This is a genomic window from Sphingomonas sp. RIT328 (assembly GCF_000632225.1).
GTDB lineage: Bacteria > Pseudomonadota > Alphaproteobacteria > Sphingomonadales > Sphingomonadaceae > Sphingomonas > Sphingomonas kyungheensis.
On record NZ_JFYV01000001.1, the window covers coordinates 75,328 to 101,576 of the forward strand.

The window sequence follows — 26,249 nt, forward strand, 5'->3', positions numbered from 1 at the left end:
AATAGGTATTGTCAGCGGGTTGCCGCGCGATACACTGCGCGTCCGACCGGCGAGGGATGATGGAATGACCGACAAGCAGCTGCTGGCGCCACTCGCGGGATGGGTCCTGCCGCTGACCGCCGTGCCCGATCCGGTCTTCGCCGAGGGGATGATGGGGCCGGGCGTCGCGATCGATCCGACCGGTGACACGCTTCACGCGCCCTGCGATGCGCGCGTCCTGACGCTCCACGCTGCCGGTCATGCGATCACCCTCGACCTCGGCGACGGCGTGTCGCTGCTCGTCCATATCGGCATCGACACGGTGCGGCTCGGCGGCAGCGCCTTCACCCCGCTCGTCGCGCCGGGCGACAGCGTCTGCGCCGGTGATGCGCTGATCCGCTTCGACCTCGATGCGATCGTCCGGCAGGCCGCCTCGGCGGTGACGCCGGTGCTGCTCGTCGAGGGCGCGGCGACGATCGCGCCGATCGTGGGCGAGGGGCTGATCGCGGTCGGAGCCCCGCTCGCGCGGATCAGCGCCGCCACCGCCGAAGGCGGCTTGGCGGACGCCGCGGCGGGCGAGACGCTGCGACGCGACGCCACCGTGCTGCTGCCCCATGGCCTGCACGCGCGGCCGGCGGCGCGGATCGTCGCCGCGGTGCGCGACAGCGGCGCCGAGGTGACGCTGACCGCCGGTGACGACAGCGCATCGGCGACGAGCCCGATCGCCTTGCTGTCGCTCGGCCTCGCGCAGGGGCGCGCCGTCACCATCACCGCGCGCGGCGGCGATGCGGCCGGCGCGATCGACGCCGTCGTCGCCTTGCTCAGTGCCGAGGTCGACGCGCCGCCGCCGGCCGTCGCGCCGCCGCCTGCCGCCGCGCCGTCGCTCGAGCCGGGGGCATTGCCCGGCGTGCCTGCCGCACCGGGCGTGGCGATCGGCCGCGCCGTCTGGCTGCGTCCCGACATTCCCGAGCTGCCGACGACGGGCGAGGGGGTGACGATCGAACGGGCGCGCCTCGCCGAGGGTATCGCCGCGGTCACCGCCGACCTCGCCGCCACGGCGGGCGGCGGGCAGATCGGCGGCGTGCTGGCCGCGCATCGCGCGATCCTCGACGATCCCGACCTGCGCGGTCGCGCCGAGGCGGGGATCGCCAACGGCATGGCGGCGGCGGCGGCGATGATGACCGCGGCGGAGGCGCAGGGGGCGCAGCTTCGCGCCACCGGCAACGCCCGCATCGCCGAACGCGCCGACGACATTCGCGACGTCGCGTTGCGCGTCGTCCACGCCATCCTCGGCACGCGCGCCGCAGCGGTCAGCGTGCCGGCCGGCGCGATCGTGCTCGCCGACGATCTGCTGCCCTCGCAATTCGCCGCGCTCGCCGCGGCGCAGGTCGCCGGCTTCGCGGTGGTCGGCGGTGGCCCGACCTCGCACGTCGCGATGCTCGCCGCCGGCCTGGGCGTGCCGATGGTCGTCGCGGCCGGCGACGCGCTGCGCGTCATCTCCGACGGCACGATGCTGATCCTCGACGCCGACGCCGGTGCGGTCGTCGCCGATCCTGCCCCCGATCGCATCGCGCAGGCGCAGACGGTGATCGACCGCCGCGCCGCCGCCGAGGCCGCCGCGCGCGCCGCCGGTGACGCTCCCGCGGCGACAGCCGATGGTACGGCCATCCACGTCTATGCCAATCTCGGCTCGATCGCCGATGCCGAGGCGGCGGCGGCGGCCGGTGCCGAGGGCTGCGGCCTGCTCCGCACCGAGATCCTGTTCCTCGACCGCGCCGTCGCGCCGGACGTCGCCGAACAGGCGGCGGATTATCGCGGTGTCGTCGCGGCCCTGCCGGGGCGGCCGGTGGTGATCCGCCTGCTCGACGTCGGCGGCGACAAGCCCGCGCCCTATCTGGCCATTCCCCCCGAGGAGAATCCGGCGCTCGGCCTGCGCGGCATCCGCGTCTCGCTGGCGCGGCCGGAGGTGCTCGACACCCAATTGCGCGCGATCCTCGCCGTGCCCGAGATCGACCGGGTGCGCATCATGGTGCCGATGGTGGCGAGCGTCGCCGAACTGATCGCGGTGCGCGCCGCGCTCGACCGGCTGCGCGACGAGCTCGGCATCGACCCGGTGCCGCTCGGCGCGATGGTCGAGACGCCGGCGGCGGCGGCGACCGCCGATCTGATCGCCGCGCATGCCGACTTCCTGTCGATCGGCAGCAACGACCTGACCCAATATGTGCTGGCGATGGATCGCGGCAATCCCGCCGTGGCCAGCGGGATCGACGGCCTGCATCCGGCGGTCCTCCGCCTGATCGGCATGACCTGCGACGGTGCGGCGACACGCGGCGTGCCGGTCAGCGTCTGCGGCGGGCTTGCCGCCGATCCGCTCGCCGCGCCGATCCTGATCGGGCTCGGCGTCCGCACCCTGTCGGTGCCGCCGGCGCGCGTGCCGGCGACCAAGGCGCTGGTCGGGCGGCTGACGCTGGCGGCGGTGCGGACGCATGCCGCCGCGGCGACCGCCGCCGCCGGCGCCGCGGAGGTCCGCGCGCTCGCCCGCCAATTCGCCGAGGAGATCAGCCGATGACCCGTTCCACCGCCGGCGCCACCATCATGGGCTTCCTGCAGCCGCTTGGCCGCGCGCTGATGCTGCCGATCGCGGTGCTGCCGATCGCCGGGCTGCTGCTTCGCCTCGGTCAGCCCGACCTGCTCGACATCCCCTTCGTCAGCGCGGCGGGGGATGCGATGTTCTCCAACCTCGGCCTGCTGTTCGCGGTCGGCGTCGCTACCGGCTTCGCACGCGACGGCAATGGTGCCGCGGCGATGGCGGGGATCGTCTGCTATCTCGTCTCGGTCAACGCCTCGCAATCCTTTCTGACCGTGCCCGCCGCGACGCTCGCCAACGTGCCCGACGCGCTCGTCGCCGGCGTGTCAGCTGCGTGGAAGACCGCGGCGATCGATCGGCTGGAGGTGCCGGTCGGCATCCTCTCGGGGCTGGTCGGCGGCGGTTTCTACAACCGGTTCGCGACCTTCAAGCTGCCGGATTATCTCGCCTTCTTCGGCGGCCGTCGGTTCGTGCCGATCATCGCCGGCATCGCCGGGCTGGTCATCGCGCTGCTGCTCGGGCTGAGCTATGCGCCGATCGACGCCGGGATGGACGCGCTCAGCCACGGCGTCGTCGCGGCGGGCGGCTACGGCTATTTCGCCTTCGGCCTGCTCAACCGGCTGCTGCTCGTCACCGGCCTGCACCATATCCTCAACAACGTCGCCTATTTCGTCGTCGGCGATTATCACGGCAAGACCGGCGACCTGACCCGCTTCTTCGCCGGCGATCCGACCGCGGGCGGCTTCATGAGCGGCTTCTTCCCGGTGATGATGTTCGGCCTGCCCGCCGCCTGTCTCGCCATGTACCACGCGACGGCGCCGGAGCGGCGCAAGGAAGTCGGCGGGATGCTGTTCAGCCTCGCGCTGACCTCGTTCCTTACCGGCGTCACCGAGCCGATCGAGTTCAGCTTCATGTTCCTCGCGCCGGTGCTCTACGGCATCCATGCGCTGCTCGCAGGGCTCGCCGAGGCGATCATGAACGCGCTCGGCGTCCGGCTCGGCTACGGCTTTTCGGCAGGGCTGTTCGATTATGTCCTGAACTACGGCAAGGCGACGCGGCCGCTGATGCTGCTGCCGGTCGGGGCGGCCTATGCGATGATCTACTACGTGCTGTTCCGCTGGGCGATCGTCCGCTTCAACCTGCCGACGCCGGGGCGCGAGGCGCCCGAGGCGGTGCCGGCCGGACCGGCGGTGGCGGCCGATGCCAAGGCGGCGGCGTTCGTCGCCGCGCTCGGCGGTGCGGCCAATCTGCGCGGCATCGACGCCTGCGCCACCCGGCTGCGCCTGTCGGTCGCCGACGCCCAGGCGATCGACGAGCCGCGGCTGCGCCAGCTCGGCGCGCGTGGCGTGCTGCGCCCGTCGGGGACGGCGGTGCAGGTGATCGTCGGCGGCATCGCCGACGGGCTGGCGATGGAGATGCGCGCGGCGCTCGACGCCGGCGGTACCGCGACCGCGCCGGTCGCGGCCCCGCCGGCCGCCGCACCGGTGACGCTGCCCGGGACGATGGTCGCTGCGCTCGGCGGCAGCGGCAATGTCGGCGCGGTCAGCCGTCATGCCGACCGCTATCGCGTCGTCGTCACCGATCGGACGCGGGTGGACGAGGCCGCGCTGCCGCCCGAGGTCCGCACCATCGCCTGGCCGAGCCCGGCGGTCGCGCACCTGCTGCTGCGCTGAGCGGCTAGCGGAGGATGCGATGCGCGCCCGGCGCCAGCCCGTCGAGCGTCCATTCGCCGATCCGCCAGCGCACCAGCCGCAACGTCGGATAGCCGACCGCCGCGGTCATCCGCCGCACCTGCCGGTTGCGCCCTTCGCGCAAGGTCAGCGACAGCCAGCTGACGGGGATGTGCGCGCGGACCCGGATCGGCGGATCGCGCGGCCAGAGCGCGGGATCGTCGATCCGCGCCACCTCTGCGGGTCGCGTCGGCCCGTCGTTGAGCACCACGCCGTCGCGCAGCCGCGCCAGCGCCGCGTCATCGGGCTCGCCCTCGACCTGCACCCAATAGGTCTTGGCGAGCTTGAAGCGCGGATCGGCGATGCGCGCCTGCAGGCGGCCGTCGTCGGTGAGCAGCAACAGCCCCTCGCTGTCGCGGTCGAGCCGTCCCGCCGGATAGACGCCGGGCAGGGCGATATGATCGGACAAGGTCGCCCGCGTCGTCGGCGCGCCGCGATCGGTGAACTGGCTGAGCACGTTGAACGGCTTGTTGAACAGCACCAGCATCGCGACGCGGTATCGCGTCGCCGCGCCGCTGTCGATTGCCCCGTTGCATTGCCGCCGCCGCCGGCTTACAGCCCGGATCGCGTCGCCGATCGCGGCCCGGCGCGGGTGTAGCTCAATGGTAGAGCAGAAGCTTCCCAAGCTTACGACGAGGGTTCGATTCCCTTCACCCGCTCCATCGTTACCGTAATCGGCTTCGGCGCGGCATTGCCGCCAGCAATTGCGAGCATGGCCGCAAGGCGACCCTCCACGCTGATGTCGACGCCGCGACCCTCCGCGGCCGGGACGAGCACGATCCGGTCGATCATGGAGCGCAGCTTCGGGACGGCCTCGGCCTTCGCCTCCGGGTCAGCGAACATGGCGTGCAGCTCCTCGACCTCTCGCCGGTAGGACGTAACCACGGCGGGGTGCAGCGCGACGACGGGAAGCGCCTCCATCTCTGACAGCGCCTCTTGAGCCGCATCGCGCTCGGCGCGGGCTTGCTGGAGCGCTTCACGAACCTCGGCAAATTCGCCAGCGCCGGCGCTGATCGCGGCGACCAGGCGGTCGACCTTCACGGACGCCTCCGCCAGTCGCCGCTCGTAACGCGTCCGGTTCTGGCGCTCCTCCCGGAGGCCGCGAGCGCGAGCCTCGTGATATTCCTTGACGAAGATTGCGACCAAGTCGGGATCGAGCATCTGCTCGCGCAAGCCATGCAGCACCCGGTCTTCGTAGCGAGTTGTCGAGACGGTGCGCTCGTTCGTGCAGTTGTTGCCTTCCTTGCGGCCGGCGCAAGCCCAATAGCCGTTGCCCTTCACGATCCAGCCGCTTCCGCAGACGCCACAGACGCCAAGTCCGGACAGCATGTGCTTGGGGCGACGCGCGGTCTGCGGTTGCGGTGTCTCATAGCTGCCGCGGCCCTCCTGGACGGCCTCCCAGAGGGCATCACCAACGATGCGCAGCGATGGCACCTCCTCAATGATCCAGTCCGAGGGCGGGTTGGGCCTGATGCGAACCGATCGTGTAACCGGCTCGACGATCTTCGATGTCCGATTATGGATAATGCGGCCGATGTAGAGCTGGTTCTGGATAAGCCCATTGCCCCGCGTCCTGTCGGCCGCGATCGTCGTCGCCTTCCACGCACCGCCGCGCGGGCCGGGGATGCCGTCGGCGTTGAGCCGCTGGGCAATGCCGCGCGGGCTGATGCCGGCGGCATACTCGCGAAAGATGCGACGCACGACTTCGGCCTGCTCCTCATCAATCGCACGCAGACCGCGGATGGGCCGACCGTTCGGATCGATGCGGTTGGCGGTTCGATAGCCATACGCGATGCCGGCCGGGCTCCGGCCCTGCGCCACGGTGCCGCGCTGGCCGCGCTTGATCTTGGCGCCCAGTTCCTTGCGGAATTGGGCGTCCATAAGGCCCTTGATCGTCCCGGTGAGGTTCGTGACCTCGCCGTCGGAAAGGGTGAAGAGACGCGATCGAGCGAACTGAAGCCGCTCGCGGATCGCGAAGCTGTCGCCCTCGTGCCGGGCGATGCGGTCGGTTGATTCGGTGAGCACTTGCTCGACGCCGCCTGCCTCGACCCGCGCCAGCATGGCGGCGAGGCCGGGGCGCTGCGCCTCGCCGATCCCGGCTGCGCCGCTGATGGCGTAATCGGTATAGATGTCGACGATCGTCCAGCCTTCCCGGTCCGCGCGCTCGCGGCAGACCGCGATCTGATCGTCGATCGACCGGCTATTCTGAAGCTGGCTGGAGAAACGGGCGTAGATGACGGTCCGCACGGGTCGGGTCCTTAGGTCGCAAGGCTGCTATGTCCCGCGCGGCTGCTGCCCGCGCAAGGGCCTTCACCAGATCGATGAGGGCGGGGTCGTGCTTCATGCTGCCCTCGCGAGCGCCTTGGCGGCAGCGGAGCGCTCGACGTCGACGATATGGACGATCCAAGCCACGCCGGCATGCGTCTGCTGATGCCACGCTAGCGCCTCGTACAGGTCGGCCAGCTCCATAGCCGCCGCATCGTCAGGCTTGCGCCTGGCGATTAGACGCTGACGCTCGGCAGCGCGCGCCAGCTCAACCGCCAATTCGGAATTATAGGCGCCGAACAGATCGGTGTGATCGTCAAAGTCGGGACAGGGTGGTTTCGTCTTGTTGAGAACCCACCGCCACTGCGTCACGATGCAGCGCGCGAGGTAGATGCCGCGCTCAGCATCGGCCGCGGTGATCTTCCCGGCCTCGACCGCAGATGGATAGCCCTGCTCGCGAGCGTGCAGCAGCGTCAGCGCCGCAAGGGCGCACACCCGACGGTGTTGGGGGGCGATAAAAGCGGGGGCGGGCATCGTCAAATGCTTTGGTCTAAGCGTGATAATGCGAAGCCGAGCCAGAACGGCCCGAACATTAGCGCGAAGCCTCGTGACCGGCCGGTGATTAGCTCGGCGCCGATCGCGAAGAACGTGGGCGCGAAGCCAAGTACGATCCCGCCGGCATGACGCTTGGTGGCGCGAAAGAAGGTACGCGTCGCCCACTTGATCGGGGCCTCCATATTGACGTGCACGTCACGAACTTCGTGCTTTCGAGTATTTGTCACCAGAGCACCTCCTTCACGGCCATGCCGATGTCGTTGAGGGCGAACTCGCGCCCGCCGTCGCCTGGGCGGCTGATCGCCAGCGCCGGACGCTTGGGGCTGCGGCGCTCCAGACGCTTCGCCACGTTGGCTGCGCAGCTGAGCGGAGCGAACTGTCGGTCGAGGTCGCGGATGGCGAGCCGCTGACCGATCGACAGGCTAGCGGCGATGGAGCGAGGGTGTTGCTCCATCATCACCCGCCCCGGACCGCGCTGATCGCGAAGTAGATCGCGACCGCCATGCCGATCGTTGCCGCGAGCCACGCCACGGTTCGGGCGGCAGACCGGCTCATCCGCATACGGCAGTCAAGGCACTCGCAGCCGCGAGGGCATACAAAGAGGCTGCCGCTGTAGGGGCTGCGAACCTTACGACGCATCGGCGCGCGACTTGCCATCACAAGCACCCCGCGAGCATGGCGAACGCGACGGGCGTGCCGGCGTAGATCGCGATTGCTGCCGCGGTCAGACCTGCCAGCTTCTCGTCGATGCGCGACGAAAGGCGTTGCGCGCCGCTGCCGCAGTGGATCGGGTGCCCCGGCGAACGGCCGCGCGCGCGGGCAACGACCGCCTTCAGGCGTGCCGCAGTCGGATCAGGATCTGCGAGCACCATCGGCAGGCGGCCGATCGGCCGATCCGCCATGTGACGGCTCAGCGTGTGCGGGATTAGGCGCCGCGCAACCGGCGGCTCCTTGTCGATATGGAAGTCGGTGATGAGCCCGCTCGGCGCGTCGGCGTCGCGGGTCAGAGTGGCATGTTGCACGGCGTGCTCCCATCGGGCGGGGTGCCCTGATGGCCTTACATGCTATAATAGCAAGTCATATGTCAATTTGTTTTGCTATTATAGCATATCATGCAAACCGGCTTGCCATCCGTTCTTCTTATGTTCCATTTTGTTGCCGTGGAAGCGAGTCGAGGGCGTGTGTCTGGGATCGTAGCAAAGTGGTACCGAGCGACCTGTTTCGGCGTGCCGATCGGTCCCTGGCGGGACACGATGCAGGAGGTTCGCGCGGATCTGGAGGCTCAGAAGCTCGGAAGCTTCGACGAATGGTCAACGTTCTACATCACCGTGCCGGGTGGCATTGAGGTTGTGCAGGAGTGGATGGATTTCGAACAATGGCAGCGGCAGCATCCATCGCGCCTTAATCGGGCATCCGGGATGCCTGCCAGATCACGCGGCCGACGATGGTGAAGTGCTCATCTCCACCTAGGATGATGGGCTTATGCTCCGGATTAGAGGAGCAAGGTTCAAGGCGTGCTGGATCTGCAAAAAACCTTTTAAACGTTGTCTCGCCGGAGCTGTTCTGAACTACGTAGAAGCGGCGCGGCCAAAGGCCTTTATCTTCCGGGTCGAAGATTATCCGCCCCCCGTCCGGCACGAACAGGTCCATCGAATCGCCTTCAACATCTAACGCGATTGCTCGATCCGGTATCGCAGCGTCTGGTTTATGCATGCGGCTTCGAGAATGCGAGACCGCCTCGCGCCAGTTGCCCGCAGTGACATTCGACAATACCGGTATGGTGCCGACCTGATGGCCACCAACGTCAACGTTCGGGCCGAGCCAGTTTCGGATCTTGTCCATCTCTTCAGCGGTGAACCGACGCTTCCCAGCAAAGGCCTTGGAGACGGCGGTGGGATCGATGCCGAGGAGGTTTGCAAGGGCTGACTGGCGATGGCCGTTCTCGTCCATCTGCTCTCGGATGTCTTCGTAAGCCATAGCGCGATCAAGCCGAGTGCTCCCACTATAGCAATTGCTACTATGGCAAATTCTGCCTTGCGGAGAAGATGCTATTATAGCATGTAGCTGTGCATGGACACGTTCCCCGCAGCCTTGATCGACGCGATGGGTGGCACGACCGTGGTCGCCCGCCTGATGAACGCCCCCGTATCGACCGTGAACAATATGCGCACTCGTCGCGTCACGGGATCTCGTCTCAATCATCTACGCCGTATCGCATTGGCGGAGTTCCCCAACCTCGATGTGGAAGCCATTGCCGCGAACCACGGCGTCGAGCTTCCTACTATGGGGGATGGCTCAGGGGCGTCATCGGGAAGCTCAATCGAAATTTCCCGACAGGCTGCGGCATAATGGGCGCGATCGTCCCCAACGCTGTGCGCGAGCGGAAGCTCAAGATAGCCTTCGGTGAACTCGTCGGCATGGTTGGTGGCATCGAAGCTGCTGCGAGCGCTTGCCGCGTCGGCAAAAGCACGATCGCGCGTTACGCGTCCTTGTCGCCTGCGGATGCGGAATGTTTCGCCCCGGTAGATGTCGTGAGAGCGCTCGAAGCGGTAACTGGTCAGTCGGTGGTGACCGCCGAGCTGGCGAACATGGCCGACGGCGTCTTCACGAAGCTGCCAAGCGTCACGAGACCAGCGGACCTCTTCGCCGCGCTGTCCGATCTTAGCCGCGAAGCCAGCGAGCTGACCGCGGCGATTTGCGCCGGTTTTAACGACGGGAAGTTCTGCGACCTCGATGCCGCCAAGGCGCGGAGCGAGTGCGACGACGTCATCGAGCGCGCGGCGCAGATGCGCGCTCTCCTCGACACCATCATTGGAGATTGCGCATGAAGAAGCTGCACCTGCCGGCCGTTGTGCCGAACGAAGGCGCGCGCCTGCTCGCCCGCCGTATCCAAGCCGCTTACAGGGGCGACCTCCCTTTCGCTTCGCGCTGCATGAAGATCGCGATGCGTGACCTTCAGATGATGGTCGACGGCACGCTCGTGCCCGGCGAAGAACTGGTGCGCGACGTTGCCCGAGCGACGGCTCACGGCATCGGCCGCAGCGACTGGCGCTCGCGCCCGGTCGGCGGCTGGTTCGACGCGGAGCGGATCGCAGCCTGATGCTCAACGAGATCACACACGGCGCTGACGGGCGCGTGTGTGCCGAGGGGGCGGGGGCGTCCCCCTCGGCTCCCGCCCCCTCGGATTCGATGCACGACGAACTGACCGGCCTCGTTGCCGGCGTCGCGCGCATTGACGCTTGGCTTGCCGTCGCGAAGCCCGGCGACCGCTTCATCTACGCCACGCGGCTGACGTTACCTATCGCCTCGGCGGGTGCTGCGAGGATGCGCGATCTTGCGAAGCGCGGTCTTGTGACGCTGGTCCGGCCACGCTCGACACTTGATCCGACGGTGTTCAACTACACCGCATATCGAACCTCGACCCCGACAGCCGCTACCAAGCTGGAACGCCCCCGCCTCGCAGCGAAGGTCGAAACGATCGCGGACAGCGAGGCTGCGGTGATCGACGCGCTGCTGCCGGTGCTGGAGCGGTTCGCCCGCTACGGCCGGCCGTGTCCAACTGACCGGCAGCTCGCGGCGAAGGCGGGGCTCAGCGAAGAGGACGTGAAGGCGGGGCTGGAGGCGATGGCATCCGCGCACCTGATCCGCGTCCAAGGCTGCGCTGCACCGACGTACCGGCGGATCATTATCCTTTCCAGCGGCCTCGTCACAGGAATCGCTGCATGACGAACTTACTGGTCGGACGCTGACCATGGCGCATGCAAAGCTCAACCTCGCACGCATGCTGTCTTGGATCGAGCAGCGGCTCGACGCGGGGCAGGCTACGCCGACCGACGCCGACATTTGCGCGCTGTTCGGCTTCGACAGCACCGAGTCTGCGCGCACGCTGCTCGCCGAGCTGGCCGACGCGGGCAAGATCACGATCAAGGGCTACGGTCCCGATCGCAGCATCGCTCTCGGCCGCTCGAAGAGAGCTATCGCCGGCGTCGGGCGCGTCGCGCCCACCGTGAAGAAGGCGGATGCCGACGTCGACCGCGCCGCGGCGCGCCTCACCGAGATCGTGCGGCGGTGTCGAAAGCCAGCCGCTGCCGTCGTCGCCGAGAACGCCGCGGCCCTCCTGAAGACTGTCAATCCGAAACCGGCTCGACCGAAGCCGGAAGCACCCATGCCGAAGGAAGTCCCGATGCCCGCAGACAAGAACGCCCGGACGGTCAAGGCCGTCGCCCCCACCTCGATCGAGGATCTCTGCGAACAGCTGCGCGAGCTGTTCGAAGCCAAGGTGCAGGACGCGATCAACGCCGCGGTGACGCGGGCGGAGATCGCCGAGAACCGCGCGGCGCGAGCCGAGGAGAAGCTCGCGCAGGCCAAGGCGCTGTTCGCCTGATCGACATCACCGCGGGCTGACGCCTGCGACCGGGGGTATCCAGTACGTGTCCACCAATTCCCCGTCGCTCTCGCCTTTGGGGCAGGCGGCGATAGCGTTCGCTCGTCGCGGCTGGTTCGTCTTTCCCTGCAACCACAGGAACGGACGGCCGCTCGTCGTCGGCGAGCCCGGCCCGGAGGGCAAGCCGGTTCCCAAGACGGGCGGCCTGCACCAGGCTACGCGTGACGAGGAGCAGATCGCCGCATGGTGGCGCCAATGGCCGCGCGCGCAGATCGGCCTCAACGCCGGCGCGAGCGGCCTGCTGCTGATCGACTTCGATCCCCGCACCGACTCCGCCATCCCGGAGGTGATCGACGAACAGACCGGCGAGGTCCTGCGCGAGGGCGTCGAGGAGAAGGTCTGGTCCGTCGATCTGCTGAAGGCGGCGCTGATGGTCGAGATGGGCGTGGCACTGCCCGACACGCTGACGTCGCAGACGCCGTCCAGCGGCGAGCACAAGTTCTTCCTGATGCCCGACGGCGAGCCGATCGGGAACCGCGGCAACCTGCCCGATCACATCGATGTGCGCGGGCAGGGCGGTTACGTCATCGTGCCGCCATCGGAGCGGATCGGCGATCTCGAGTCCGGCGGTTCCAAGGGGCCGGGACCGTACACCTGGTTGCATGGCGACTGGGCCGACGCGGCGTCGATCGCGCCGGCACCGCCCGAGCTGGTCCGCATCCTGCGCGAGCCGAAGAAGAAGCGAGACGGCAAGGGCGCCAAGCCCGTGGCGGCGCGGCGGGCAGGGGTGGCGGCCGCGCTTGCCGGCGACGTCGACGACGACGTGCGCAAGTACGCCCTCGCGGCGCTCGACGGCGAATGCCGCGACATCGCGCGCGCGGGGTCGGGGCAGCGCAACGCGCAGCTCAACGAGGGCGCCTTCAAGGTTGCCACGCTCGTGGCGGCCGGCGCGCTGTCCGAGGCGGTCGCCCGCGCTGCGATCGAGGGCGCCGCGCGCTCCAATCCCGGTCACGATGACGATCGGCAGCTCATCGCCACGATCGACAGCGGATGGACAGCCGGTCTGCAAAGCCCGCGCGATCTGGCAGAGATCGCTGCCGCCTCGCGCGCCCGCAGGGAGCGCGGTCCTCCTCGACAATCCTCCCGCGGTTCACCCCCCGCCCCCGGCCCGGAGGGGAATGGCAAGCCAAGCTCCCAGATGGGAGCCACCGGTGGTCATCATATGGGGAAGGGGTCCGGGGGCGAGGATCTCGCGCGGGAATGTGCGTTCCTGCCTCAGACCGATCTCGGCAACCTCCAGCGATTCCTGCGCCGCTACGGTCGCGACTTCCTGTTCGTCGAGCAATGGGGCTGGCTCGCGTGGGACGGCCGGCGCTGGAACCGCGACATGGCGGTGAGCCTCCTCGGCCGCGCCGTGCAGGATACGGTGCGTGCCATCCAGGAGGAGGCGACCTTCATCCGCGAAAGCGGCATCGCCACCGATCCGCCGGCGGACGCCGACGACGCGCAGCTCGCCGCTCACGCTGAGCAGCAGAAGGGCCGGCACGATCACGTCGTGCTCAAGAAGCGCGACGGGACGATCGTTCTCCTGTCCGAGACGATCTCGAAATGGGGTCGCACGTCGGAAGGGGCAGGGCATATCGCCAGCCTGCCGAAGATGGCCGAGGCGCGCATCACTGCGCGACCGGCCGACTTCGACGCCGACCCGCTGCTGGTCAACATGGCGAACGGGACGCTCGCGTTCACCCGCGCGGAGGATGGCCACGCCGCCTCGGTCGAGCTGCTCGAACCGCGGCGCAAGGACCTGATCACCAAGATCGGCACCGCATCGTACGAGCCGGGCGCCAAATGCCCGTCCTACGACGCATTCCTCGCGCGGGTGCAGCCCAAGAGCGAGATGCGCGAGTTCCTCGACGTCTGGGCCGGGTACAACATGCTTGGCGACGCGTCGGCGCAGAAGATGGCGATCTTCTACGGCGAGGGCGCGAACGGGAAGGGCGTCTGGATCAACACCAAGCGCGCGATCCTCGGCGACTATGCCTGGGCGGCATCGATCAACACCTTCATGGAAGCCGACCGGTCGCGGAAGGGCTCGGACGCATCGCCCGACCTCGCCGCGCTCGCCGGCCGACGCATGGTCTACGCCAACGAGGCGGAGGAGGGATCGAAGCTCTCCGACGGCCTGGTCAAGGAACTGACCAGCGACGAGCCGAAGGGCGGCGTGCGCGAATTGATGAAACCGCCGTTCGAGCTGATCATCACCTTCAAGAACACGATCATCGCAAACAACAAGCCGCGGATCGGCACCGATCACGGCATCAGGCGCCGCATGCAGCTCGTGCCCTGGGACGTCATCATCCCGCACGAGGATCAGGACCCGCTGCTGAAGGCGAAGCTGGTGAAGGAAGCGAACGGCATCCTCAACAGGATGGTCGCCGGTGCGCTTCAGTATCTCACCACCGGCCTGCCGCTGCCCGAGACGATCAAGGAGGCGACCGAGGCGTATCTCGACGAGAACGACATCCTCGGCAAGTTCCTCGCGCTATGCATCGAGCGTGTGCAGGGCGAGACGATGGGGTCGAGCGCCCTCCACGAGCTGTTTGCCGCGTGGCAGACGTGGGCGCAGCTGCTCCCCGCCAGCGGCAAGCCGTGGTCCCCCAAGTATCTCGGGCAGCAGCTGGAGCGGAAGAACTTCCACAAGCGCAAGTCCAGCTCAATGGTCTGGAGCGACGTCTGGCCGCTCTACGTCGCTACCGACTTCGTCCGCGAAGGACGCGCCGTCGAGACCGATCTCCCCGCACCCCGACACAAGGACGGCCGTGGACCGCCCCCCGCACCCCCTGAAATGGGTGACGATAACGACGATCTGCCGCCTTGATCCTCCCAACCTCCCTGATCTGGGAGGATAGCACCCGACCGGGAGCCGCGGTTTTCTGCGGGTTTGGGAGGGTGTGGGAGCTTGGGAGGCAAAACGCAGCCCCCCTCGTAGCGCGCAGGCGCAGGCGCACACACGATCATCCTCCTGTTATTTACCTCCCAACCTCCCAAAGGATTTATAAGTGGCTGATTTCTCCCGTTTATACCCTCCCAATCTTCCTCCCATCGTTGGGAGGGACGATGTTGACCCTCCCAAAGGACAGTTCCTGTCATTCACGGCGGTCGAGGATCGTCTCGTCGAGGCGCTGCTCACCTGCTGGCGCTATCCGGACCGGGAGCGGGGCTGGCAGACGCTGCGCTCGGCATGGCCGGAGATCACCCGCGACGTTTGGGCCGGCGACTACGATGCGCGCGGTGGCGACGGCACCAGCGCCGTTCTGCGGCCTGCGGCGCAGACGCGTGCCGAGATCACCGAGATGGAGGAGGCGTTCGGCTGGCTTGACGGCGTCGCCCCCAACGATCGCAAGCTGATCGGGCTGGCGATCGCCCAATTGGCGCAAGGCAAGCGAGAGGTGTCTTGGATCGAGCTGATGCGGAAGATGGGTGTGGAGCGGGGCGCTGACGGGCTGCGGATGCGGTATTCGCGAGCGATCACGCTTATCGCTCAAGCGCACAGCCGCAGAAGTCCTAGCTTAGACGTGTCAATGGCCTAAAGTAGCTGACGCGAACATTTTACCTGTTCGCCTATGCGACGAAATCAGCCTATCTATTGACACGCTGGGTTGGGCCTTCGGACGCAACACGGTGACTTCCCTCTCCTCGACGGGCGGCGCGGCTTCGGTCACGTCGCCCGTCGCCGTTTCAGGTGATCGACTTGGCCAAGCTGACGAGCCTGCGACCGCGGCTCGGGACCTTGCGCCCGCGCCTCGCTGACCTGCCGACTGATCGCCAGTCGTTTGATCGGCATCGCGATCAGCGTGGCTGGCGGAAGTGGTACAAGACAGCGCGCTGGCAACGGCTGCGCATGGCGATCCTGCGGCGCGATCTGTTCACCTGCCAGTGGCGCGGCTGCGGTCGGGTCGAGGCGGACACGTCGCTGCTCGTCGCCGATCATCGCGAGCCGCACCGCGGTGACGAGGCGCTGTTCTGGGACGAGCGCAACCTGTGGTGCCTGTGCAAGCCCTGCCACGACAGCCGGAAGCAACGCGAGGAGCGGAGCGGCGGCTGACGGGTGGGGGGGGGCTAAATCGTCAGAGGGGCCGCCGCCCCTAGACCGCAACGGTCTCACTTGGAGATTTTTTTCGCTCATGGCTGATATTTTGGGGTGCGATCTGTTCGGCGACCCCATCCAGCCGAGCAAAGACGGGCGTGGGCGGCCGGAGCATTCCTGGTCCCTCGCAAACTCGAACAAGGTACTGCTGGCGTTCGCTCGCGGCCTCAGCGTGAAGGAAGCGGCAACCGCGATCGGGGTCTCGGTCCCGACGCTGCGAAAGCATTATTCTTCCGAGGTGGCGAAGCGGACGGATGCCCGCCTGCGGATGGAGATGACGCAGCTGGCGCGCCTCAACAGCGCGGCGACCGAGGGCAACGTCGCGGCCGAGAAGGAATTGTTCAAGCGGCTCGACAAGGCGGAGATCGCCAACATGGCAGCGCGGGTCGCAGACCGAGGCAACACCGGTCGGACGCCGGCCCCGCCCAAGCTGGGGAAAAAGGAAGCGGCTAAGGTCGAGGCAGGCAAGGTGACCGGCAAATTCGCCCCCCGCCCGGCGCCGTCGCGACTGGTCAACTGACGTGACGGAGCGGACCTGGTCGACGGCTTGCCCCGACTGGCGCGAGCGGATCGTCCAGCGCCGTTCGCTGATCGCCATGGACCCGCTGTTCCCCGACGAAGCGGAGGCGGCGCTGGCCGTGTTCAAGTCGCTGCGGATCGTCGACGTGCCCGGGCAGCCGACGTTCGGCGAGGCGTGCGAGCCGTTCGTCTTCGACTTCGTCGCTGCGATCTTCGGAGCCTACGACCACGAAACCGGCCGCCGGCTGATTTGGGAGTTCATGCTTCTGATCAGTAAGAAGAACGCGAAGTCGACGATCGCCGCTGGCATCATGGTCACGGCTCTGGTCCTCAACTGGCGGCACTCGGCCGAGCTGCTCGTGCTCGCGCCGACGAAGGAGGTTGCCGACAACGTCTTCATCCCGGCTGCCGCGATGGTACGCGCTGATCCGGAGCTTCTCGTCATCCTGGAGCCGATCGATCACCAGAAGAAGATCAAGCACCGGGTCAACCAGGCCGAGCTGAAGGTGATCTCGGCCGATACAGGCGTGGTCAGCGGCAAAAAGGCCGCTTTCATCTTGGTCGAAGAGCTTTGGGTGTTCGGCAAGCAACCGACCGCCGATGCCATGCTGATGGAGGCGACAGGCGGGCGGATGTCGCGACCCGAAGGGTTCGTTGTCTACCTCTCGACGCATAGCGACGAGCAGCCGCGTGGCGTGTTCAAGGCCAAGCTCGATCAATTCCGCGGCGTGCGCGATGGCGTCATCGCCGACAAGCGCAAGCTCGGCATGCTGTACGAGTGGCCGGAGAAGATGCTGGAGGACGAGGCGTACCTCGAACCCGCCAACTTCTACGTGACCAACCCCAACATCGGCCGATCGGTCGACGAGGAGTATATCGAGGAGAAGCTCGCCGAGGCTCGCAACGGCGAAGCGGGTACGCTCCAGATATTCCTCGCCAAGCACCTCAACGTCGAGATCGGCACGCGGCTGAGCCGCGACCGGTGGACGGGTGCCGAGTTCTGGGATGCCGCGGCAGAGCCGGGCCTGACGCTCGACGCGATGATCCGCCGCTGCGAGGTGATGGTCGCCGGCATCGACGGCGGTGGCTTGGACGATCTCCTCGGCCTGTGCCTGATCGGCCGCGAGAAAGGATCGAAGCGGTGGCTGGTCTGGGCGCATGCCTGGGCGTGGTCGATCGTTTGGGATCGGCGGAAGGACATCGTCACCAAGCTCGACGAGCTGGTGAAGGAAGGGTCGCTGACCAAGTGCCTGATGCCCGATCATGCCGCGGTCGACCTGACCGCGGATGACGACGAGGATTTGACCGAGGATGTCCGCGGCGTCGTCGAGGTGCTGGTTCGCATCCGCGATGCCGGGCTGTTCCCGGATACGCAGGCGGTGGGGCTTGACCCGGTCGGCGTCGCCTCGATCATCGACGAGCTGGCCGACAAGGGCTTCACGCAGGAGCAGCTCGCGCCGATCGGGCAGGGCTACAAGCTCAGCAGCGCGGTCAAGGGCTCGGCCCGCAAGCTCGCTGCCCGCACGATGCGCCATGAAGGCAAGGCGCTGATGCAGTGGTGTGTCGGCAACGCGAAGATGGAGCCGCGAGGCACCAGCGCCGTCGCGATCGTCAAGACTTCGGCCAGCGCCAAGATCGACCCGCTCGCCGCGATGTTCAACGCGGTGATGCTGATGAGCTACAACCCGGAAGCCGCCGGCGGCTTCGTCTACGAAGAAAGGGGCATGTTGGTAATCTGATGGCGAGCCCCGACGACTATCGCCGCGCCGCAGGTGGCCGGTTTGATTCCGCTTACGGTCCGATGGCCGTGGCACCCGTCGCCGGGCGTCCGGCGCCGACCAACGTAACCGATGGCCGCTTCTTTGGCGATGACGACGTCTGGACGTCGTTGATGGCGGCAATGCCGATGGAGGCAAACACTGCCGAGAGGGCAGCGCGCGTCGCGGCCGTGTTCTTCTGCGTCTCGATCATCGCCGAGGCGGTCGGCAGCCTGGGGCTGGAGTTCAAGGACGCGAACGGCCCGCGAGACGATTTCCCGCTCGCGAACGTGCTCGCCTATGAGCCGAACCACCTCCAGACCGGTGCCGAGTTCTGGGCGGCCATGGCGTTCACCGCCGTCCTGCGGGGCGAGGCGTTCGCCGAGCCGACCGTCGGTGTCGACGGGCTGGAGGTGTGGCCGCTCAATCCGCTGCGGACCATCTCGGAATGGGGTGAGCGGAGCATGCGGGTGCGCTACCTGTCGGAGAACGGGCCGCGCACGCTGCTACCGCAGGAGCTGTTCTGGTTCACCGGCATATCGGACGGCTCGCTTCGTCCGCTGGTGCCGTGGCGGCAAGCCAAAGGCGCGATTGACTTCCAGCTTGCACTGGAGGTCGGCTCGCGCGCCTTCTTCCGTAACGATCGCCGCCCGTCGGGGATCGTGACCACCGACCAGAAGCTGACCGATCCGGCAGCTGCCCGCATCGCCGATGGCGTGCGCAAGTGGCAGCGGGGCGGAACGCCGGTGTTCGAGCAGGGGCTGACCTACAAGGCGGTCGGCAGCAGCAACACCGATGCGCAGCTCGTCGAGCTGTTTCAGCAGCGCACGCTGGAGCTGGCGCGCTACTGGCGCATCCCGCGCTCGATGATCTCGGACGAAGGCGGGAACGCGGGCAACAATGAGCAGGACACCCGATCCTTCGTCAACTGGGCGCTGCGCCCGCTGACGCGGCGGATCGAGCAGGCCATCACCGTGCGCATGCTGCCGCCCGACCTGCGGGTGCAGGGCGTGCGCGCCAAGTTCAACCTCGACAGCATGCTGCGCGGCGATGCGGCGACGCAGTGGAAGAACGCCGTGCTCGCACGCACCGCGTCGGTGATGAGCGTCGACGAGCTGCGCACCGGCTGGTTCGGCCTCGCGCCGCTCGGCGAGGATTGGTCAGCCGATCCGCGTGCGGCGCTCAACAGCAACCGGGCCGCGGATACGGCCACGGGCGGCGAAACCGCCCCGCAAGACAAGGTGCAGTGACGATGGACAGGTTTCTTGCCGCCTCCGCCCTGTGGGCGATGCACCCGGCCTTCCTCGAAAGCATGCTGAAGAGCGGGTCGATCGACGCGATGCTGCCGGACTCGTTGCGGCAGCTGGCATCGGCGATGGGCGGTCAGCAGGCGGCAAAGCCCGCCGACCCGATCCGTGACGGATCGACGCAGATCATCCCGGTGCGGGGCACGCTCGCGCCGCAGGGGCTCTACGGCACGACCTATTACAACGTGCTCGCCGACCAGGTGCGCGAGGCCGCTGCCGACAACAAGATTGGTGCCATCGTGCTCGCGATCCGCTCGCCCGGTGGCTACGTCTGGGGATGCGCCGAGGCCGGCGACGCCATCTTCGAAGCGCGCTCGGCAAAGCCCGTCATCGCGGTCGCCGACCCCTATTGCTTCTCGGCGGCCTACTGGTTGGCCACACAGGCGAGCGCCTTCTACTGCACCACCAGCGGGGAGGTCGGTTCGGTCGGCGTCCGGTCGGGGCATACCGACATGTCGGGCTTCGAAAGCAAGATCGGCATGGTGACGACGCTGATCGCCTCGCACCCCGACAAGATCGCTGCGCATCCCTACGGGGCGCTGAGCGACGAGGACCGCGCCGACATCCAAGCCGGGGTCGACGAGTCGAACGCCGCCTTTGCCGCGGCCATCGCGCGCGGGCGTGGCATGAAGGCCGGCGATGTCGCCGCGGTGCATGGCACCGGCAAGACCTTCTCGTCCCGCCGCGCACTCGCGAACGGCGCGATCGACGGCGTGTCGACGCTGCGCGACGTCGTCGCGCAATACAATTCGAGCCGCGCCCGACTGTCGCTGATGCGACGGCAGGCGGAGGCGATGGCGCAGGCCATCTGACGATCCTCCCCGCGAGGGGATGACGGGCGGACCATTCGGGTCCGCCTGATGCGGGCGCACGCCCATTCACGATGAAGAAGGAAACCACGATGAACCTTGCGGTTCTGAAGGCGGAGGCGCGTGCGACCGCTCAGCGGCGTCAGGAGCGGCTCCAGAAGGCGATCGACGAAAATCGCGATATGACCGCCGAGGAGGAGGCCGAAGAGGCCAAGGACAAGGCGTCGGCCGATCGGCTGCAAAAGCAGATTTCGCGCGCTGAGGAGCTGATGGCGTCCTCGTCGGCGATCGGCCTCACCGGCACCAGCGATCAGCCCGGTCAGCAGCAGGATGGCCAGCGCGAGCAAACCGGCAGCCGTTCGGGAATTACCTTCGTGGCGACGGCCGAGAACGCCGGCTTCCGCAACCTCGCCGAATTCGCCCAGGCGGTCCGCTGCGCCAATCCGGCAGCCGGCCAGAACTTCCGCGTCGACGATCGTCTCGCCGCCCCCGGCAACGTCCACATGGAGCAGGGCGACGCGGCGGGCAGCTATCTCGTCCCCGCCGAGTTCCGGCAGAACATCATCAACCTGGTGTTCGACGACGGCAACGATCCGATCATGGATCTGATCGACCCCGATCCGACCGCGTCCAACCGCGTCGTCGGCCTCGGCGACGAGACCACGCCGTGGGGCAACAGCGGTATCGTCGCCGCGTGGCGTTCGGAAGGCGAGCAGATGCTCCCGAGCCGCATGGCGCTCACCCCGCGCGAAACCAAGCTCAACGAGCTGTACGCCTTCGTGCTCGCCACCGAGGAGCTGCTGGAGGACGCACCGCGCGTCGCCACGCTGCTCACCAGCCATGCCGCTTCGGCTATCCGCTGGAAGGCGGCCGACGCCTTCATGTACGGCGACGGCATCGAGAAGCCGCTCGGCTGGATGAACTCGCCGGCGACGATCGCCGTGGCGAAGGACGCCGGTCAGGCGGCGATGTCGATCAGCGCATCGAACATCGCGCGCATGTGGGCGCGGATGATCATGCCCAGTCAGGCGAGCTGGCTGGTCAACAGCGACGTCATGCCGTCGCTGATGGGCCTCAAGAACGATGCCAATCAGCCGGTGTGGTTCCCGAACTATCAGGAAGCGCCCGGCGGCACGCTGCTCGGCCGCCCCGTCGTGTTCAACGAGCATTCGCGCTCGGTCGGCCAGTATGGCGACATTCAGTTCGTCAATCCGAACGGCTACGAGGCGTTCCGCAAGCAGAACGGGGTCAGCTTCGCCGACTCGATCCACCTCTACTTCGATTACAACATCCGCGCCTTCCGGTGGGTGTTCCGCATTGGCGGTCAGCCGGTGCTCTCAAAGCCGGTGCAGCCCGCGAATGGCGGCAGCAGCAAGTCGCACTTCGTCGCGCTCGCCGAGCGCGCCTGATCCTTCACGAACCGGACCCGCGCCTGATCGCGCGGGACCGGGCGGGCTGACCGTCCGGTAGCACAGGAGACTTCAACATGCAGGGCAACCTGGACCCCTCCTCGCGTACCGCCATCGCCGGCGTCATTCCGGCGCAGCAGGCGAACGTGGGGACCGTCACCTCCGACTGGGTGGACATGCGCAGCTTCTTCGCGCTGCTCGCCGCCTTGAACGTCGGCGTGATCGGTGCGGCCGGCACGATCGACGTCAAGATCGAGCAGGCCACGAGCAATGCCGGCGCCGGCGCGAAGCCGGTCGGCAACCTCGCCACGGCGCAGATCGTGAAGGCGGGCGGCGACAACCGTCAGGCCGCGATCAACGTCCGGCAGGAGGACCTCGACAAGAACAACGGCTTCCGGTTCGTCCGGCTGTCCGTGACGGTCGGCGGTGCCGCCTCGTTCCTGTCCGCCATGCTGGTCGGCTTCGACGCGCGCTACGGCGCGGGTGCCGCCAACCAGATCAACACCGTCGCCCAGACGGTCAGCTGAGGAGGCTGGAAATGATCGAGTTCCTTCAGGACTATACCACCAAGTCGCTGCCGCCCGAGGTATTCAAGGACGGTCAGCAGGTCGAGCGCTCGGCGGAGAGCGAGCTGTACTTCGTCCGCCTGGGCGTCGCCGGCTACCTCGTCGACGGCAAGCTGCTCGGCGAGGACTATCAGCCGATCGAGCGCCAGACGGTGGCCGTCATCGTCACCACCGATCGCCGCTTCGGCGGTGGACGTGCGGGCGAGGTGATCGGCGTCGATGCGCCGCAGCGGGCGAGCACCGGCCCCGGCAACGACGTGGTCTTTTCGGGCCAGCCGGACAGCACGTCGCTCGATCCGGTCGAGGTCGCGCAGCTGCGTACCGATCTCGCCGCATCGATCGAGCAGCTCGACGATCATCGGACCTCGACCACGGCGCAGATCGAGGAGCTGACCGGCAACCTCACCGCGGCGCAGGGCGCGCGCGAGGCGGCCCTCGCTGATCTCGCCACCGCTCAGGCCGATCGCGACGCTGCGGTACGTGATCGTGACGAAGCGGTCGCGGCGCGGACCTCGGCTGAGGCGCGCGCCGAGAAGGCGGTCAATGACTATGACGAGCTGCGTCATTCGGCCGATGCGGGCACTGCTCGCATCGGCGAACTCGAAAAGCAGCTCGCCGCGGCCACCAAGCCGAAGACCACGGCCAAGTAAGCGAAGGGCGGGGCGGCATGGCCATGACATTGAAAGCTGTCGCCCCGCTCGACGCGGAAGCTGCGCTGCCGATGAAGCTGCTGATGCAGCATCTGAAGGACCCGGAAGGCGAAGACCTGATCGTCGCCTCGGCGCGCACGGGGGCGCTCGACTGGCTCGAAAAGCGCGTCGGCATCTCGCTGACGCGGCGCAGCTGGCGAGCGACCTACACCGATCTGACGCCGCACGAGCGTGCGATCGGTCTGCCAATGGGGCCGGCGTCGATCGATGCCATTACTTACAGCCGGTTGGGCGTGGCACCGCAGGTGTGGCCCGCGGCGAGCTATTTCTTCGACGGTATCGATCTGCGCACGACGTCGGGCATATCGATGTTCGCGGCCTTCGGCGACCTGACGGTAACGATCGACTATCAGGCCGGCTATCTCGACCTCGGTGCCGAGGAGCCGGCGTTACAGACCGCCGCGCTGCTGCTCGCCGGCCACTTCTACCGCAACCGCGAGGAGAACACCGCCGCAGCGCTCGCGAGCATGCCGTTCGGCGTCGAGATGCTGATCGGCGACATCCGCACCCCGGTGATGGCCTGATGGCCGGGCTTGCCGCCGGCTCGCTCGATCGACGCATCCGGATCGAACGGCCTGTCGCCGATACAGCGCTGGAAGGGGCCGGCTCCGGCACGTGGGAGCTGGTCGCGGAAGTCTGGGCGAGCGTCCAGGATGCGCTGCCGAGCCGCGGCGAACGCCTTGCAGAAGGGATTAACGTCTCGGCGCGGCCGGCGCGCGTGCGCATGCGCTTCCGCAAGGACGTGACCGCCGCGATGCGCTTTGTGATGGGCGAGCGCGTCATGCAGATCATCGCCGGCCCGGCCGAGATCGGCTGGAAGGACGGGCTCGAGTTCATGGTCGAGGATTACTCGTCGGCCGGCAACGCCGCCTGATGTCCGGCGTGCGAGGCCGCGCCGAGGTGTCGCGCTACCTTCGCGATCTGCCAGCCGACCTCGCCAAGGTGCTGCGCGGCTCGGCGCGCGCCGGGGGCGCGGTGATCGCCGAGGAGGCCAAGCTACGGTGCCGCTCCGACTTCGTCAGCGAGAACATCGTCGCGAACAGCCGGATCGAGGCAGACCATGCCCGCGTCACCGTCACGGTGAAGCCTGGCTATGCCCGCTCGATAGCGATCTGGATGGAATACGGCACCTCGCCGCATTTCATCACCGTCGATGATCAGGTGCGGCAGGGCCGGACCGCTCGGCGGATCAACCGCAATGGCGATGCAGCCTTCAAGGCAACGCTCGTCATCAACGGCAAGCCGGTCGGCTCGACCGTCTACCACCCCGGCGCGCAGCCGTTCCCGTTCCTGCGGCCGGCGCGCGACGCGAAGGCGAGCGAGGCTGTCGCTGCGGCGCAGACCTATCTCAATTCGCGGATCAGCGGCGGTAGCGTCCGCCCTGAGCCCGACACCGACGAGGATCAAGAATGAGCGGCGTTTCGATCGTCGGCGAGCTGATGCGCGCTGCGGCCACCCTCACCGCGCGCGTGCCGGTCGAGAACATCAGGGCGGGGCGGCTACCCGATGGCGTGACGCTGCCGGCGATCCTGCTGCGGACGGTCAGCTCGACCGAGCGGCAGGCGCTGACCCGCGGCGATACCGTGCCGACCACCGATCGCGTTTCGGCGACGGTCCGTGCCGCCAGCTACCGCGAGCAGCGCGACATCATGAAGCTGATGCTCGCCGCGTGCGCCGGCAAGATCGGCACCATCGCTGGCTTCGACAGCGTCGCCGTCCTGTCGGCCGGCGCCGGCCCCGACGTGGCCGGCCCAGCCGACAGCTACGAGCAAACGCAGGATTTCCGCGTGTCCTTCGACGCGCCTTTCTGAGGAGACGACCCTATGGCCGCAAAGACCACCGCCGCCACGAAGAACAATCTCGCCACCCGGTTCTTCAAGGACGCTGGCACCGGCAAAAGCTTCAAGGCCGGCGAGCCGGTTGACGTCGATGACGGCACGCTCGCCAACTACGAGGCGGCCGGGCTGGTCGGTAGCGCCAGCGACGCGCAGCAGCCGACCGGCGATGCGCCTGGCGCCGACGCGTAACCCGCTTTCCTGCCCGCGACAGGACTGACCCGCCGGCCCCGCCGGCTCGCTGACCCAAGGAACAGACTATGACTTCGATGACCGCGGCGGGGTCCAAGCTCGCCATCTCCGCCGGCAGCCCGGCGACGCAGGACGTCGCCGGCGCGTCGGCGCTCGCCTACACCTCGATCGGGCAGGTCGAGCAGCTCGGCGCGTTCGGCGCGACCACGGAAGTGGTGAACTTCCAGCCGCTCGACGGCCCGTTGCAGAAGTACAAGGGGCCGAACAACTCCGGCGCAATCCAGCCGCAGCTCGCGCACGACGACGACGACGCCGGCCAGACGCTGCTGCGCACCGCGGCTGACGACAAGACCAGCAAGCTCTACTGGTTCCGCATCACCTTCCCGAACGGCGCCCGCCGCTTCTTTGGCGGCCGCGTGTTCGGCTACCCCGAGAACATCGGCGCGGCCAACTCGATGCTGATGGCCAACCCGTCGATCGAGATCAGCACCGACGTGCTGAAGGCGCCCGCCGCCTAACCTTCACCAGTTCCGGCGCCCGCGACGCCGTCCATAACGTACCGGCTCGCCCCGCTATCGCGGGTGCGGGGCGGGTCGGTGCGACCATCCCCCGCGAGGATATACCCATGAAGATCAAGACGCTCGCCGTCGCCACCACCGCCTTCCTGCACTTGAAGGGGCCGGACGGCTCTTTCCTGTACGAGGATGACAAGGCTGCCGTCGGCATCGACCTCTACAGCCCCGGCTCGGCCGAATATGCGCGGATCGAGGAGCGCCAGTCCGCGCGCACGATCAAGCGCATGCAGGACAACGACAACAAGGTCGCGCACGTCCCCGTCGAGCAGCGCCGCACCGAGTCGAGCGAAGACCTCGCCGATCTGACGGCGGGCTTCCGCAACATCGAGCATGATGGTGCCGATGGCCAGCCGCTGACCGGCCGCGCGCTCTACGTCGCCGTCTATTCTGATCCGGCGCTCGGCTGGATCAAGGAACAGGTGGTCAAGTTCCTGGGCGACTGGGGAAAGTTCACGGGCGGCTCGGCGACCAGCTGAGCCTCTACGTCCGGCACATGGCATGGCTCAACGCCGTGCCGAAGCCGGACCCGAATAGCGCGCGGGGCAAGAGCGAGGCAGCTCAGACCAAGCTCACGCGACTGGAAGACATGAAGCGGCACAAGATCACGCCGCAGATGCCGCCGAACCCCGCGCCGCACATCGTCGATCGTCTGATCGAGATGGGTATCACCGAGGCCGCCGGAATGGGTGCCGCGCCGCTCAGCTGGCGCGAGATCGTCGCATGGCAAGAGGGGACGTGCGTTCGCCTCGCGCCATGGGAAGCGCGCCTGATCCGCACGCTGTCAAAGGCGTACCTCACCGAAAGCCGCCTCGCCGAAAGCGAGAATCATCCGGCGCCGTGGCACTCAGGCCCGGATCGCCGCGCTGTCGAAACCGAGCAGGCCCGCCTGGAGGCGGTCCTTGGCTGATTGAGAAAGGGAGGGT

At 67.8% G+C, this 26,249-nt stretch carries 32 protein-coding genes and 1 tRNA gene; 26 read left to right on the top strand and 7 right to left on the bottom strand.

The features are described from left to right. The first annotated feature begins 64 nt into the window (after nucleotides 1-64). Together ptsP and nagE are read left to right on the top strand one after the other, a co-directional pair. On the top strand, nucleotides 65-2,548 hold the full coding sequence (ptsP, locus tag BW41_RS00360; RefSeq protein ID WP_037530210.1) for a phosphoenolpyruvate--protein phosphotransferase: 2,484 nt from the start codon (nucleotides 65-67) through the stop codon (nucleotides 2,546-2,548). Continuing rightward, a complete protein-coding gene (gene nagE, locus BW41_RS00365; RefSeq protein WP_235199438.1) occupies nucleotides 2,545-4,239 on the top strand; it encodes an N-acetylglucosamine-specific PTS transporter subunit IIBC in 1,695 nt (564 codons plus the stop codon). Before ptsP ends, nagE begins: the two co-directional genes overlap by 4 nt. Nucleotides 4,240-4,243: 4 nt before the next feature. Here nagE and BW41_RS00370 read toward each other — a convergent pair whose 3' ends face one another. After that, nucleotides 4,244-4,783 carry a pseudouridine synthase gene (locus BW41_RS00370; protein WP_037530789.1) on the bottom strand — a complete coding sequence of 180 codons (540 nt, stop codon included), beginning with the start codon at nucleotides 4,781-4,783 and terminating at the stop codon, nucleotides 4,244-4,246. Between the two features lie 101 nt (nucleotides 4,784-4,884). Here BW41_RS00370 and BW41_RS00375 point away from each other — a divergent pair. After that, a tRNA-Gly gene (locus BW41_RS00375) sits at nucleotides 4,885-4,958 on the top strand. Here BW41_RS00375 and BW41_RS20275 read toward each other — a convergent pair. The 6 genes from BW41_RS20275 to BW41_RS00410 form a co-directional block, all read right to left on the bottom strand. Beyond that, the gene (locus BW41_RS20275; RefSeq protein WP_081792811.1) at nucleotides 4,924-6,543 is read right to left on the bottom strand and encodes a recombinase family protein; all 1,620 of its coding nucleotides are present in this window, start codon (nucleotides 6,541-6,543) and stop codon (nucleotides 4,924-4,926) included. The two genes, BW41_RS00375 and BW41_RS20275, sit on opposite strands and share 35 nt — an antisense overlap. A gap of 93 nt (nucleotides 6,544-6,636) precedes the next feature. Then, nucleotides 6,637-7,095 carry a hypothetical protein gene (locus tag BW41_RS00390; RefSeq protein ID WP_037530217.1) on the bottom strand — a complete coding sequence of 153 codons (459 nt, stop codon included), beginning with the start codon at nucleotides 7,093-7,095 and terminating at the stop codon, nucleotides 6,637-6,639. Between the two features lie 2 nt (nucleotides 7,096-7,097). After that, on the bottom strand, nucleotides 7,098-7,343 hold the full coding sequence (locus BW41_RS00395) for a hypothetical protein (protein ID WP_152542010.1): 246 nt from the start codon (nucleotides 7,341-7,343) through the stop codon (nucleotides 7,098-7,100). Next, nucleotides 7,340-7,573 carry a hypothetical protein gene (locus tag BW41_RS00400; RefSeq protein ID WP_037530221.1) on the bottom strand — a complete coding sequence of 78 codons (234 nt, stop codon included), beginning with the start codon at nucleotides 7,571-7,573 and terminating at the stop codon, nucleotides 7,340-7,342. Before BW41_RS00400 ends, BW41_RS00395 begins: the two co-directional genes overlap by 4 nt. Nucleotides 7,574-7,772: 199 nt before the next feature. After that, nucleotides 7,773-8,138, bottom strand: a complete 366-nt coding sequence (locus tag BW41_RS00405) for a hypothetical protein (RefSeq protein ID WP_037530223.1) — start codon at nucleotides 8,136-8,138, stop codon at nucleotides 7,773-7,775. A gap of 379 nt (nucleotides 8,139-8,517) precedes the next feature. After that, entirely contained in the window at nucleotides 8,518-9,093 is a 576-nt protein-coding gene (locus tag BW41_RS00410; RefSeq protein WP_037530226.1) for a LexA family protein, read from the bottom strand. 93 nt (nucleotides 9,094-9,186) lie between these two features. Between BW41_RS00410 and BW41_RS21325 the strand changes: the two genes are divergently transcribed. The 23 genes from BW41_RS21325 (at nucleotide 9,187) to BW41_RS00520 (ending at nucleotide 26,233) form a co-directional block, all read left to right on the top strand. Continuing rightward, nucleotides 9,187-9,465, top strand: coding sequence for a hypothetical protein (locus tag BW41_RS21325; protein ID WP_161773104.1), 279 nt, complete (start codon nucleotides 9,187-9,189; stop codon nucleotides 9,463-9,465). Beyond that, complete coding sequence (locus BW41_RS00415) at nucleotides 9,465-9,944, top strand: hypothetical protein (RefSeq protein ID WP_037530228.1); 480 nt, start codon at nucleotides 9,465-9,467, stop codon at nucleotides 9,942-9,944. Before BW41_RS21325 ends, BW41_RS00415 begins: the two co-directional genes overlap by 1 nt. Beyond that, the gene (locus BW41_RS00420) at nucleotides 9,941-10,216 is read left to right on the top strand and encodes a hypothetical protein (protein WP_037530230.1); all 276 of its coding nucleotides are present in this window, start codon (nucleotides 9,941-9,943) and stop codon (nucleotides 10,214-10,216) included. Before BW41_RS00415 ends, BW41_RS00420 begins: the two co-directional genes overlap by 4 nt. Nucleotides 10,217-10,305: 89 nt before the next feature. Beyond that, nucleotides 10,306-10,842, top strand: a complete 537-nt coding sequence (locus BW41_RS00425; RefSeq protein WP_152542012.1) for a hypothetical protein — start codon at nucleotides 10,306-10,308, stop codon at nucleotides 10,840-10,842. Between the two features lie 25 nt (nucleotides 10,843-10,867). Then, nucleotides 10,868-11,500, top strand: a complete 633-nt coding sequence (locus BW41_RS00430; protein WP_037530232.1) for a hypothetical protein — start codon at nucleotides 10,868-10,870, stop codon at nucleotides 11,498-11,500. A gap of 46 nt (nucleotides 11,501-11,546) precedes the next feature. After that, nucleotides 11,547-14,378: a phage/plasmid primase, P4 family gene (locus BW41_RS00435; RefSeq protein ID WP_081792813.1), complete on the top strand. Its 2,832-nt coding sequence runs from the start codon at nucleotides 11,547-11,549 to the stop codon at nucleotides 14,376-14,378. Between the two features lie 181 nt (nucleotides 14,379-14,559). After that, on the top strand, nucleotides 14,560-15,090 hold the full coding sequence (locus tag BW41_RS00440; protein ID WP_235199439.1) for a DUF6362 family protein: 531 nt from the start codon (nucleotides 14,560-14,562) through the stop codon (nucleotides 15,088-15,090). Between the two features lie 161 nt (nucleotides 15,091-15,251). Then, nucleotides 15,252-15,605: an HNH endonuclease gene (locus BW41_RS00445; RefSeq protein ID WP_037530794.1), complete on the top strand. Its 354-nt coding sequence runs from the start codon at nucleotides 15,252-15,254 to the stop codon at nucleotides 15,603-15,605. A gap of 91 nt (nucleotides 15,606-15,696) precedes the next feature. Beyond that, the gene (locus BW41_RS00450) at nucleotides 15,697-16,167 is read left to right on the top strand and encodes a helix-turn-helix transcriptional regulator (protein ID WP_235199440.1); all 471 of its coding nucleotides are present in this window, start codon (nucleotides 15,697-15,699) and stop codon (nucleotides 16,165-16,167) included. Nucleotide 16,168: 1 nt separating this feature from the next. Then, nucleotides 16,169-17,905 carry a terminase large subunit gene (locus BW41_RS00455; RefSeq protein ID WP_037530238.1) on the top strand — a complete coding sequence of 579 codons (1,737 nt, stop codon included), beginning with the start codon at nucleotides 16,169-16,171 and terminating at the stop codon, nucleotides 17,903-17,905. Next, a complete protein-coding gene (locus tag BW41_RS00460) occupies nucleotides 17,905-19,173 on the top strand; it encodes a phage portal protein (RefSeq protein ID WP_037530241.1) in 1,269 nt (422 codons plus the stop codon). Before BW41_RS00455 ends, BW41_RS00460 begins: the two co-directional genes overlap by 1 nt. Nucleotides 19,174-19,175: 2 nt before the next feature. Next, nucleotides 19,176-20,042 carry a S49 family peptidase gene (locus BW41_RS00465; RefSeq protein WP_037530242.1) on the top strand — a complete coding sequence of 289 codons (867 nt, stop codon included), beginning with the start codon at nucleotides 19,176-19,178 and terminating at the stop codon, nucleotides 20,040-20,042. Between the two features lie 89 nt (nucleotides 20,043-20,131). Continuing rightward, nucleotides 20,132-21,448, top strand: a complete 1,317-nt coding sequence (locus BW41_RS00470) for a phage major capsid protein (protein WP_037530798.1) — start codon at nucleotides 20,132-20,134, stop codon at nucleotides 21,446-21,448. A 77-nt stretch (nucleotides 21,449-21,525) separates the two neighbouring features. Further along, nucleotides 21,526-21,975: a hypothetical protein gene (locus BW41_RS00475; protein WP_037530244.1), complete on the top strand. Its 450-nt coding sequence runs from the start codon at nucleotides 21,526-21,528 to the stop codon at nucleotides 21,973-21,975. 11 nt (nucleotides 21,976-21,986) lie between these two features. Beyond that, on the top strand, nucleotides 21,987-22,664 hold the full coding sequence (locus BW41_RS00480) for a hypothetical protein (protein WP_037530246.1): 678 nt from the start codon (nucleotides 21,987-21,989) through the stop codon (nucleotides 22,662-22,664). Between the two features lie 23 nt (nucleotides 22,665-22,687). Further along, nucleotides 22,688-23,248 (top strand): head-tail connector protein, encoded by a 561-nt coding sequence (locus tag BW41_RS00485; RefSeq protein ID WP_161773105.1) that lies wholly within the window; start codon nucleotides 22,688-22,690, stop codon nucleotides 23,246-23,248. Next, nucleotides 23,248-23,598, top strand: a complete 351-nt coding sequence (locus BW41_RS00490; protein WP_037530249.1) for a head-tail adaptor protein — start codon at nucleotides 23,248-23,250, stop codon at nucleotides 23,596-23,598. The genes BW41_RS00485 and BW41_RS00490 overlap by 1 nt, the downstream gene beginning before the upstream one ends. Continuing rightward, nucleotides 23,598-24,137, top strand: coding sequence for an HK97 gp10 family phage protein (locus BW41_RS00495; protein ID WP_051583139.1), 540 nt, complete (start codon nucleotides 23,598-23,600; stop codon nucleotides 24,135-24,137). The genes BW41_RS00490 and BW41_RS00495 overlap by 1 nt, the downstream gene beginning before the upstream one ends. Beyond that, a complete protein-coding gene (locus BW41_RS00500; protein ID WP_037530250.1) occupies nucleotides 24,134-24,535 on the top strand; it encodes a hypothetical protein in 402 nt (133 codons plus the stop codon). The genes BW41_RS00495 and BW41_RS00500 overlap by 4 nt, the downstream gene beginning before the upstream one ends. Nucleotides 24,536-24,547: 12 nt before the next feature. Beyond that, nucleotides 24,548-24,751: a hypothetical protein gene (locus tag BW41_RS00505; protein ID WP_037530252.1), complete on the top strand. Its 204-nt coding sequence runs from the start codon at nucleotides 24,548-24,550 to the stop codon at nucleotides 24,749-24,751. Between the two features lie 68 nt (nucleotides 24,752-24,819). Further along, nucleotides 24,820-25,269 (top strand): hypothetical protein, encoded by a 450-nt coding sequence (locus BW41_RS00510; protein ID WP_037530254.1) that lies wholly within the window; start codon nucleotides 24,820-24,822, stop codon nucleotides 25,267-25,269. Nucleotides 25,270-25,376: 107 nt separating this feature from the next. Next, nucleotides 25,377-25,802 carry a hypothetical protein gene (locus tag BW41_RS00515; RefSeq protein ID WP_037530257.1) on the top strand — a complete coding sequence of 142 codons (426 nt, stop codon included), beginning with the start codon at nucleotides 25,377-25,379 and terminating at the stop codon, nucleotides 25,800-25,802. Between the two features lie 17 nt (nucleotides 25,803-25,819). Then, nucleotides 25,820-26,233 (top strand): phage tail assembly chaperone, encoded by a 414-nt coding sequence (locus BW41_RS00520; protein WP_235199441.1) that lies wholly within the window; start codon nucleotides 25,820-25,822, stop codon nucleotides 26,231-26,233. Nucleotides 26,234-26,249 lie beyond the last annotated feature (16 nt).

Bases quoted from the DNA above. Each gene is read 5' to 3' on its own strand.
- ptsP (WP_037530210.1), top strand. From the start codon at position 65: ATGACCGACAAGCAGCTGCTGGCGCCACTCGCGGGATGGGTCCTGCCG.
- nagE (WP_235199438.1), top strand. From the start codon at position 2,545: ATGACCCGTTCCACCGCCGGCGCCACCATCATGGGCTTCCTGCAGCCG.
- BW41_RS00370 (WP_037530789.1), bottom strand. From the start codon at position 4,783: ATGCTGGTGCTGTTCAACAAGCCGTTCAACGTGCTCAGCCAGTTCACC.
- BW41_RS00390 (WP_037530217.1), bottom strand. From the start codon at position 7,095: ATGCCCGCCCCCGCTTTTATCGCCCCCCAACACCGTCGGGTGTGCGCC.
- BW41_RS00400 (WP_037530221.1), bottom strand. From the start codon at position 7,573: ATGATGGAGCAACACCCTCGCTCCATCGCCGCTAGCCTGTCGATCGGT.
- BW41_RS00410 (WP_037530226.1), bottom strand. From the start codon at position 9,093: ATGGCTTACGAAGACATCCGAGAGCAGATGGACGAGAACGGCCATCGC.
- BW41_RS21325 (WP_161773104.1), top strand. From the start codon at position 9,187: ATGGACACGTTCCCCGCAGCCTTGATCGACGCGATGGGTGGCACGACC.
- BW41_RS00415 (WP_037530228.1), top strand. From the start codon at position 9,465: ATGGGCGCGATCGTCCCCAACGCTGTGCGCGAGCGGAAGCTCAAGATA.
- BW41_RS00420 (WP_037530230.1), top strand. From the start codon at position 9,941: ATGAAGAAGCTGCACCTGCCGGCCGTTGTGCCGAACGAAGGCGCGCGC.
- BW41_RS00425 (WP_152542012.1), top strand. From the start codon at position 10,306: ATGCACGACGAACTGACCGGCCTCGTTGCCGGCGTCGCGCGCATTGAC.
- BW41_RS00430 (WP_037530232.1), top strand. From the start codon at position 10,868: ATGGCGCATGCAAAGCTCAACCTCGCACGCATGCTGTCTTGGATCGAG.
- BW41_RS00460 (WP_037530241.1), top strand. From the start codon at position 17,905: ATGGCGAGCCCCGACGACTATCGCCGCGCCGCAGGTGGCCGGTTTGAT.
- BW41_RS00465 (WP_037530242.1), top strand. From the start codon at position 19,176: ATGGACAGGTTTCTTGCCGCCTCCGCCCTGTGGGCGATGCACCCGGCC.
- BW41_RS00470 (WP_037530798.1), top strand. From the start codon at position 20,132: ATGAACCTTGCGGTTCTGAAGGCGGAGGCGCGTGCGACCGCTCAGCGG.
- BW41_RS00475 (WP_037530244.1), top strand. From the start codon at position 21,526: ATGCAGGGCAACCTGGACCCCTCCTCGCGTACCGCCATCGCCGGCGTC.
- BW41_RS00480 (WP_037530246.1), top strand. From the start codon at position 21,987: ATGATCGAGTTCCTTCAGGACTATACCACCAAGTCGCTGCCGCCCGAG.
- BW41_RS00485 (WP_161773105.1), top strand. From the start codon at position 22,688: ATGACATTGAAAGCTGTCGCCCCGCTCGACGCGGAAGCTGCGCTGCCG.
- BW41_RS00490 (WP_037530249.1), top strand. From the start codon at position 23,248: ATGGCCGGGCTTGCCGCCGGCTCGCTCGATCGACGCATCCGGATCGAA.
- BW41_RS00495 (WP_051583139.1), top strand. From the start codon at position 23,598: ATGTCCGGCGTGCGAGGCCGCGCCGAGGTGTCGCGCTACCTTCGCGAT.
- BW41_RS00500 (WP_037530250.1), top strand. From the start codon at position 24,134: ATGAGCGGCGTTTCGATCGTCGGCGAGCTGATGCGCGCTGCGGCCACC.
- BW41_RS00505 (WP_037530252.1), top strand. From the start codon at position 24,548: ATGGCCGCAAAGACCACCGCCGCCACGAAGAACAATCTCGCCACCCGG.
- BW41_RS00510 (WP_037530254.1), top strand. From the start codon at position 24,820: ATGACTTCGATGACCGCGGCGGGGTCCAAGCTCGCCATCTCCGCCGGC.
- BW41_RS00515 (WP_037530257.1), top strand. From the start codon at position 25,377: ATGAAGATCAAGACGCTCGCCGTCGCCACCACCGCCTTCCTGCACTTG.
- BW41_RS00520 (WP_235199441.1), top strand. From the start codon at position 25,820: ATGGCATGGCTCAACGCCGTGCCGAAGCCGGACCCGAATAGCGCGCGG.